The organism is Streptomyces sp. NPDC046727 (assembly GCF_040645635.1).
Taxonomy (GTDB): domain Bacteria; phylum Actinomycetota; class Actinomycetes; order Streptomycetales; family Streptomycetaceae; genus Streptomyces.
Map to the genome: position 1 here is coordinate 21,823 of NZ_JBEYYR010000061.1, position 6,109 is coordinate 27,931.

At 69.7% G+C, this 6,109-nt stretch carries 6 protein-coding genes; 1 reads left to right on the forward strand and 5 read right to left on the reverse strand.

Going from position 1 to position 6,109, the window contains the following annotated elements; translation table 11 throughout:
* Nucleotides 1-99 precede the first annotated feature (99 nt).
* The 3 genes from ABZ937_RS41180 to ABZ937_RS41190 all read right to left on the reverse strand — a co-directional run bounded on the left by ABZ937_RS41180 (nucleotide 100) and on the right by ABZ937_RS41190 (nucleotide 3,268).
* Nucleotides 100-2,166, reverse strand: a complete 2,067-nt coding sequence (locus ABZ937_RS41180; protein ID WP_361700365.1) for a hypothetical protein — start codon at nucleotides 2,164-2,166, stop codon at nucleotides 100-102.
* Between the two features lie 229 nt (nucleotides 2,167-2,395).
* Nucleotides 2,396-2,728, reverse strand: coding sequence for a hypothetical protein (locus ABZ937_RS41185; RefSeq protein WP_361700368.1), 333 nt, complete (start codon nucleotides 2,726-2,728; stop codon nucleotides 2,396-2,398).
* Nucleotides 2,729-2,794: 66 nt separating this feature from the next.
* Nucleotides 2,795-3,268, reverse strand: coding sequence for a hypothetical protein (locus tag ABZ937_RS41190; protein ID WP_361700370.1), 474 nt, complete (start codon nucleotides 3,266-3,268; stop codon nucleotides 2,795-2,797).
* 45 nt (nucleotides 3,269-3,313) lie between these two features.
* Between ABZ937_RS41190 and ABZ937_RS41195 the strand changes: the two genes are divergently transcribed.
* Nucleotides 3,314-3,655, forward strand: a complete 342-nt coding sequence (locus ABZ937_RS41195; protein WP_361700373.1) for a hypothetical protein — start codon at nucleotides 3,314-3,316, stop codon at nucleotides 3,653-3,655.
* Nucleotides 3,656-4,181: 526 nt separating this feature from the next.
* Here the strand turns inward: ABZ937_RS41195 and ABZ937_RS41200 are convergent.
* Nucleotides 4,182-4,859: a response regulator transcription factor gene (locus ABZ937_RS41200; RefSeq protein ID WP_361700375.1), complete on the reverse strand. Its 678-nt coding sequence runs from the start codon at nucleotides 4,857-4,859 to the stop codon at nucleotides 4,182-4,184.
* Nucleotides 4,856-6,052, reverse strand: a complete 1,197-nt coding sequence (locus tag ABZ937_RS41205; RefSeq protein WP_361700378.1) for a sensor histidine kinase — start codon at nucleotides 6,050-6,052, stop codon at nucleotides 4,856-4,858. The genes ABZ937_RS41200 and ABZ937_RS41205 overlap by 4 nt, the downstream gene beginning before the upstream one ends.
* Between the last annotated feature and the right edge of the window lie 57 nt (nucleotides 6,053-6,109).

Here is a 6,109-nt window from a genome sequence, read left to right on the forward strand (position 1 = left end):
GCCGAGGCGGCCTTTCGTCGCCTCGCCAGACGGGGCCGGATCGGTCTGGCCGTCGACGGGCACGGGATGTCGTCGCCAGACGCAGATGCCAGCCCCGAGTCATCCCTCGGACCGTGCAGAACTGGTCAGACTCTCCCGCAACCAGTCATGGCGGAACTGGTAGGCCGGTCCCGCCGCCCGCAGAAGGTTACGGCGCCGGGCGTCCTCAAAAAAGGACATCAGACGCACCGGGGTGCCCTCACGGATGGAGAGCTGGATGGCGGAGAGGGCGGTGGCAACACCCAGATTTCCGACCGGGCCGGCGAAGAGGCAGGCCCATAGCCCAGCTGTGGCACCGACCAAGACGCCGTTCCGGAGGCCGTACTCGTGGGCTACGAGCGAGCCGGAGAACACCGCGACTGCGACTCCCGTCAGGAGACCGAGGACCAGCCTCAGCCCGATGTGGTGCCGCCACACGTCCCGCGGGCTGACCGCCCGGGTTTCCGTCACGGGGCGCTGGCTGAGACGGTTCCTGAGTTCGTCGTACTGGGGTCCTGATCCAGTGCCGAGGATGGTCCCGGCTACCAGTTTGTAGCCGCGGCTGCTCACCATCGTCGTGCCGAATCCGAGCGGAAGCGCGGTGAGGTAGGCGAGCCAGGCAGGAAACGGGTCGTTCCCCGGCAGTTGAAAAACAAGCCAGGACGTGGTCCCCGAGAAGAGCCAGATGGAAACACCCAAGGCGACGGCGCCGGGCGGGAAAATGTCGCGCCACCCGGCGCTGGGGAGCGGCTGCTGGTCGCTGAGCTCCGAATGGTGGTGGGCGGCCAAGAGCCCCCCGCCGAGTGCGCAGAGGGGCCCAAGCAGGCATGCCCACACCGGGCCGGCCGTCCCCCACAGTGTGAAGAGGCCGACCACTCCGTACAGCAGACCGGTGACAGCTCCGATGAAGATCATCCTGGGACGGCGGTCCGTCCAGGTGGGGATGTGCCACCAGCGCAGCTCACGGTCGGCTTGGGTCTGGGTGACTTGCGTGGCGAGGTAGCGCAGCGTCCGTTCGGCGGTCTCGGGCGAGTAGCGTGGGCGGGGGCGTCTCGGTCTCGGCGTGTACGCGGCCCTGACCAACTGGTCCAGGAGGTGGTCCTGAAGGGATCGAGTGCTGGGAAAGCGGTCAGCATCCAGCAGCTCGTCTACCGGGCGTCCATCGCTATCGGCATAGATGTCCCGGAGCAGGCTGATCGCCAGCGGACTGGTTAACGTCTCCGCCACTGGGCTGCCGGGTTCGTCCAGAAGTCTGCGGTTGAGCTCCTGCCAGCCGGACGGGGCCGGATCCCGCAGGGGATTCATCAGGTAGGCGCTGGCGTCCTCGGAGCACACCGGCTGAATCTCCAGCGGCGCCGCTCCGCTCAGCCGCTGCCGCCTGCCGGTGAGAGCCCTGGCCCGGGAGACAACCACAACGCGGAAGCTGGCCTCCTCCAGCGCGCTCAACATGGCGGCGCGTTGCTTCCCACCCACCTCGTCGAGCCCGTCCAAGAACAGCGCGATCCGCCCCTCCTCCAGCAGTTCCCTCGCCCGGTCGACCCCTCCTCTGTTCCGGAAAAGGGTGTACTCGCGGGAGAGACGGCCAGCCACCCAGTCCGTCGCATCCTCCTGATCGGGGTCCCAGCCGAATGGCGTGAGCATCACCGGTACGGGGATATCGCCCCTTACGTCCGGAGCCGCCTCCGCGCGGTACTTGAGCGCCTCCCGGAGTAGCAGCAGCGCGGCAGACGTCTTACCCACCGCTGGCTCGCCCACAAGGAGCAGACGACCCGAGGCCAGCCCGCCGTAAACCGCGTGCAATTCGGGCAGGGCGCCGCCCCGGCGCAGAACGTCGCGGGTGACTGCAGTCAACCCGGGCAGTGGGGCAAAACGGGCGCGGCCGTCCTCGGCGATCGCCCCGTCGATCCGGCCTGCCACTCTGCGTTGGGTCACCTGCCATCGCACCGGAAGGGGCGCAGGCGACAAGAGCCGCCGCAGCGTGGCCTCCTTCTCCCACTCACGGTGCACGGCCTTGGCCAGCGCATCGGCCGCAACGTCCAACGGGGGGCGCGGGGCGGCGGCCTGTCGCACCTGGATGAACTTACGGATCGACAGGTACCCGGTGTTGGCCAGGCCACCGTTGGCATAGGCGTTCCCGGTACCGCTCACATGTACCGCACCTGCGGGCCCTGAGTCAGGCCCGGCGTAGCCGGACACCGCGATGGCGCCGTCGCGGGCAGTGGCATCACCGGTATCCGTGGCGGCTGACTTCGCCCCTTGCTTTGCGTCTGCCGCCTCAGGTCCGGCGCCCGGGTCCCCGTCCGGGCCGGGCCGGCGACGGGACCATCTCACCATCGGCCAGAACCTCTCCCGCATGCTGTGGCCTTCCCGGACCCGGTCAGCTGAAGTCGACACCTGTACTTGCGCTGCTGCCAGGACCGTCCGAGGTGGCGTCGCCGGTTCGCTCCACCCGGATGGGCACGTCCCCGGCTCCCTGCGGGCGTCGCACACCGGTTGACGCCCGGCCTCCACCGGTCGCCTTGGCCCTCCCCGTATCGGCCACCACAAACCCGGGTTGCGGGTCGGGGGACGGGGACTGCATCAATGCCCAAACCAGGGCGGCAATACCAGTGGCGCCCTGGACTGACGCGGCAACCAACTGCCCGGTATCCGGATTGTCCAGCAGCCAGAAGAACGGCGTTGATGCCGTCAGCACGACCGCGACCACCATGACCGTGATCTTCCTGCTTCGCGACATACACACTCGCCCCTCCCAGCAGCCAACGAACGTCTGCCCTCAGCAGCATCGAATGAACTTCGCTGGTACGCAAGGACGTTGCTGCGTGGCCATCGGTTCCAACCACACGTCGCCGGTACGGCTGCTTTCGGCTGCGTGCGCCTTTTCCCGGCTCGGCTCTTCCCTCCAGAGGAACCGCACCCTCCAGGGATTACGAACCGAGCCGTCCTGGTGGACTCGACGCTTGAGCGTGATGTTCTCGGAGGTCAGAGCCTGAACCGACGCCCCCGGAACCCTCTGGTCGAGGTCGCGGAGCTTTCCCATCAGCCCGCCGATCTGGTGCCGTTGGGCGAAGACCTCCTTCTGCGTGCGGCCGAGTTCGGCCTCCGCGTTCAGCGCGCGTTCGCGCCAGGACGCTTCGATCTGCTCGTGCTCGGCCTGGGCTGCTCGGACTTGACGTGTGAGGCTGCCGTCGACCGCGTTGCTCACGAGCGCGCGGGCCTTGGAGTTCTCGTAGAGGAACGTGACGGACACCCCGGCCCCGCCACGGCGGCCGCCGTCCCGGCCCCGCAGCCGACCATGCCCGCCGCGCCCGCGCCGCGCCCCGCTCCGTCGGACGGCTACCGCCGCGCGATCGAGGCGCACCGCCAGGCTGCGCCGCCGTCGCGCGCAGACCCGGCCATCGCCCAGGCAGTGGAGCGGCAGACCGCCGCGATGCGCGAGCTGTCCCGCCGCGCGTTCCCCGAGCCCGACGTCATCCCCGACGATGCGCCGGCCCCGATCGAGCAGGTCCGCGCACAGCGCCGCCGCCAAGCCGCAGCAACCGAAGCCGCCGTGCTGCGCCGGGCCCGACAGGAGCGTACGGCCCGGGAAGGCGGCAAGGCCGTGCCGCAGCCGGTCGCACTGCGCACGACGGCGTGAGGGGGACCGGCCGCCGGCAGCGCTGGCTCCCGTCCGGCATCCGCTCTGGTTCTTCGGGCCCGGGGTCGCGGCGAGCCCCTCCGGGGAGGTTTCGGTGTCAGAAGGAGGTGGTGTTCAGATGTGTGCGGCGGGCGATCGCGAGCGCGCGCCAGCGTGCGCGTACGGCGTCGGCGCCGTCGATCCAGTGTGTCGGGGTGGGGCCGGGCAGGGGCAGGCCCCAGGTAGTGAGCGATGTCGGTGAAGTAGGCGAAGTCGCCGGTCGCGGTGAGTTCGCGGAGCCGGTCGATGGCGGCGGCCAAGTCCTGCTCTTCGCCTCGGACGGCGTGGTGGAAGGCGAGGGCGAGCTCTACGAACCGGTGAGCGGCCTTGGGGAACGTCGGTACAGCCGTTGGCGGTGAGATTGATCATGATTCTGAGCTGAGGCTTCTCACCGCTCTCCGCGTAGCCACAGCTCGGCCCATGCGCGGTAGGCGTGCAGGGTGGTGCACCGCCAAAGCAGTGAACCCGCTCGTCAGATTACCGTGCGTCAGCCGCCGGGGGCCGGCCGGACGAGACCGCTCTGGTAGGCGATCACGACCAGTTGCGCCCGGTCGCGTGCGTGGAGTTTGGTCATCGCGCGGGAGACGTGGCTGCGCACGGTGAGGGGGCTGAGGACCAGGTGGTCGGCGATCTCGTGGTTCGACTTGCCCAGCGCGGCGAGCGCCATGACCTCGCGTTCGCGTTCGGTGAGCAGGGTGAGGCGTTCCGGCGCGGTGAGGGGCATGTGGTCGGCCGGGGTGGCCAGGAAGCGGGTGATCAGGGCACGGGTGGCCGTGGGTGAGAGCAGGGAGTCGCCCGCGGCCACGGTGCGGATGCCTGCCAGTAGGACGTCGGGGCCGACGTCCTTGCCGAGGAATCCGCTCGCCCCGGACCGCAGGGCCATGGCGACGTTCTCGTCGTTCTCGAACGTGGTGAGGATGAGGACCCGGGTGCTCGACAGTTCGGTCCGGGCGCAGATGTCGGCCGTGGCGGCCAGCCCGTCGGTTCCGGGCATGCGGATGTCCATGAGGACGATGTCGGGACGGTGTTCGAGGGTGAGTTCTACGGCCTGCTGACCGTCGGCTGCCTCCGCCACGACGGTCATGTCGGGTTCGGAGTCGATGAGGATGCGGAAGGTGGCCCGGAGGAGCGCTTGGTCGTCGGCGAGCAGAACGCGGATGGTCATGAGGTGCTTTCCTCGGAGCTGGGAAGGGGGAGCGTGCAGGCGACTTCGAAGCCGCCTTCGGGGCGCGGGCCGGCGTGGAACGTTCCGCCTGCCGACAGGGCGCGTTCGCGCATGCCGAGCAGTCCGTAGCCACGGCTGTGGCCGGGGAAGTCGGCAGCGGCCGCAGGGCGTGTGCCGGCTACGTTGGTGATGGTCAGTGTCAGGTCGTGAGGGGTGTAGTCCAGCCGGACCCGTGCGGAGGGTGTGGCGGCGTGCTTGGTGATGTTGGTGAGTGCTTCCTGGACGATCCGGTAGGCCGTGAGGTCCAGGCCGGGTGGGAGCGGTCGTGGCCGGCCCTCGCGGGTGACCGAGACGTCCAGGCCCGCTGACGCGCAGGTTTCGACGAGCCGTGGCAGCTGTTCCAGGCCCGGTGCGGGAGCCAGCTCCTGGGAGTCGGTGTCCTGACGCAGCAGGCCGACGGTGGCTTTGAGCTCGCGGAGGGCCGAGGCGGTCACTTCCGGCAGTTTCTCGATCATGGCGATGGCCTGGTCGGGATGGGCCCGGGCCAGATGGGCGGCGGTACCGGCCTGGGCGTTGGCGAGCGCGAGATGGTGGGCGACTACGTCGTGCAGTTCGCGGGCGATGCGCATGCGTTCCTGGATCACCCGTCGGCGCGTCTCTGCTTCCCGCTCCTGGGCGGCGTGCTCGGCGCGGGCAACCGCGTACTCGCGGCGCACGCGCACGTAGCTGCCGAAGAAGGCAACCATCAAGACCCAGGCCGCCGGGTTGACCAGGCCGATGAGCCACTCGTGCGGGGAGTCGGTGGCGATGAAGCCGGTGAGCGCGATCCCGGCCGCGGCCGCGACGGCGCTGTACCAGGTGGTCCTGCGATCGGGACGCAGGCTCACCGTGTACTGCGCGACCAGCATCGGGCCCATGAGCAGCGGCGTCAAAAGGTATCCCAGGAACCCCTCGGCCATGACGCATGCGGTGGTCACCAGCAGTACGGCAAGGGGGTGGCTGCGGCGGCGCAGCAGGGCGGCGCAGGCGACGGCGGACAGCACGAGGCCGGGCCACAGGACGAGCGGCTCCTTGGCCGCGACCGCCCGGGTGAGGAAGACACCGCCCACGGTGAAGGCGAGCAGCAGGCTCGTGGTCACCACCTGGACCATGAGGGTGCGGTCGGCGGCGCGGTGCTTCCATCGTTCAGTCATCGTCGTACTCCGAGGTGGGACCAGCCGGATCAGGGTGGCAGACGCGCCGCGACGCCG

Excerpts from the sequence above, each read along its gene's own strand:
- ABZ937_RS41200 (WP_361700375.1), bottom strand. The coding sequence starts at position 4,859 with ATGACCATCCGCGTTCTGCTCGCCGACGACCAAGCGCTCCTCCGGGCC.
- ABZ937_RS41185 (WP_361700368.1), bottom strand. The coding sequence starts at position 2,728 with ATGGTGGTCGCGGTCGTGCTGACGGCATCAACGCCGTTCTTCTGGCTG.
- ABZ937_RS41195 (WP_361700373.1), top strand. The coding sequence starts at position 3,314 with ATGCCCGCCGCGCCCGCGCCGCGCCCCGCTCCGTCGGACGGCTACCGC.
- ABZ937_RS41205 (WP_361700378.1), bottom strand. The coding sequence starts at position 6,052 with ATGACTGAACGATGGAAGCACCGCGCCGCCGACCGCACCCTCATGGTC.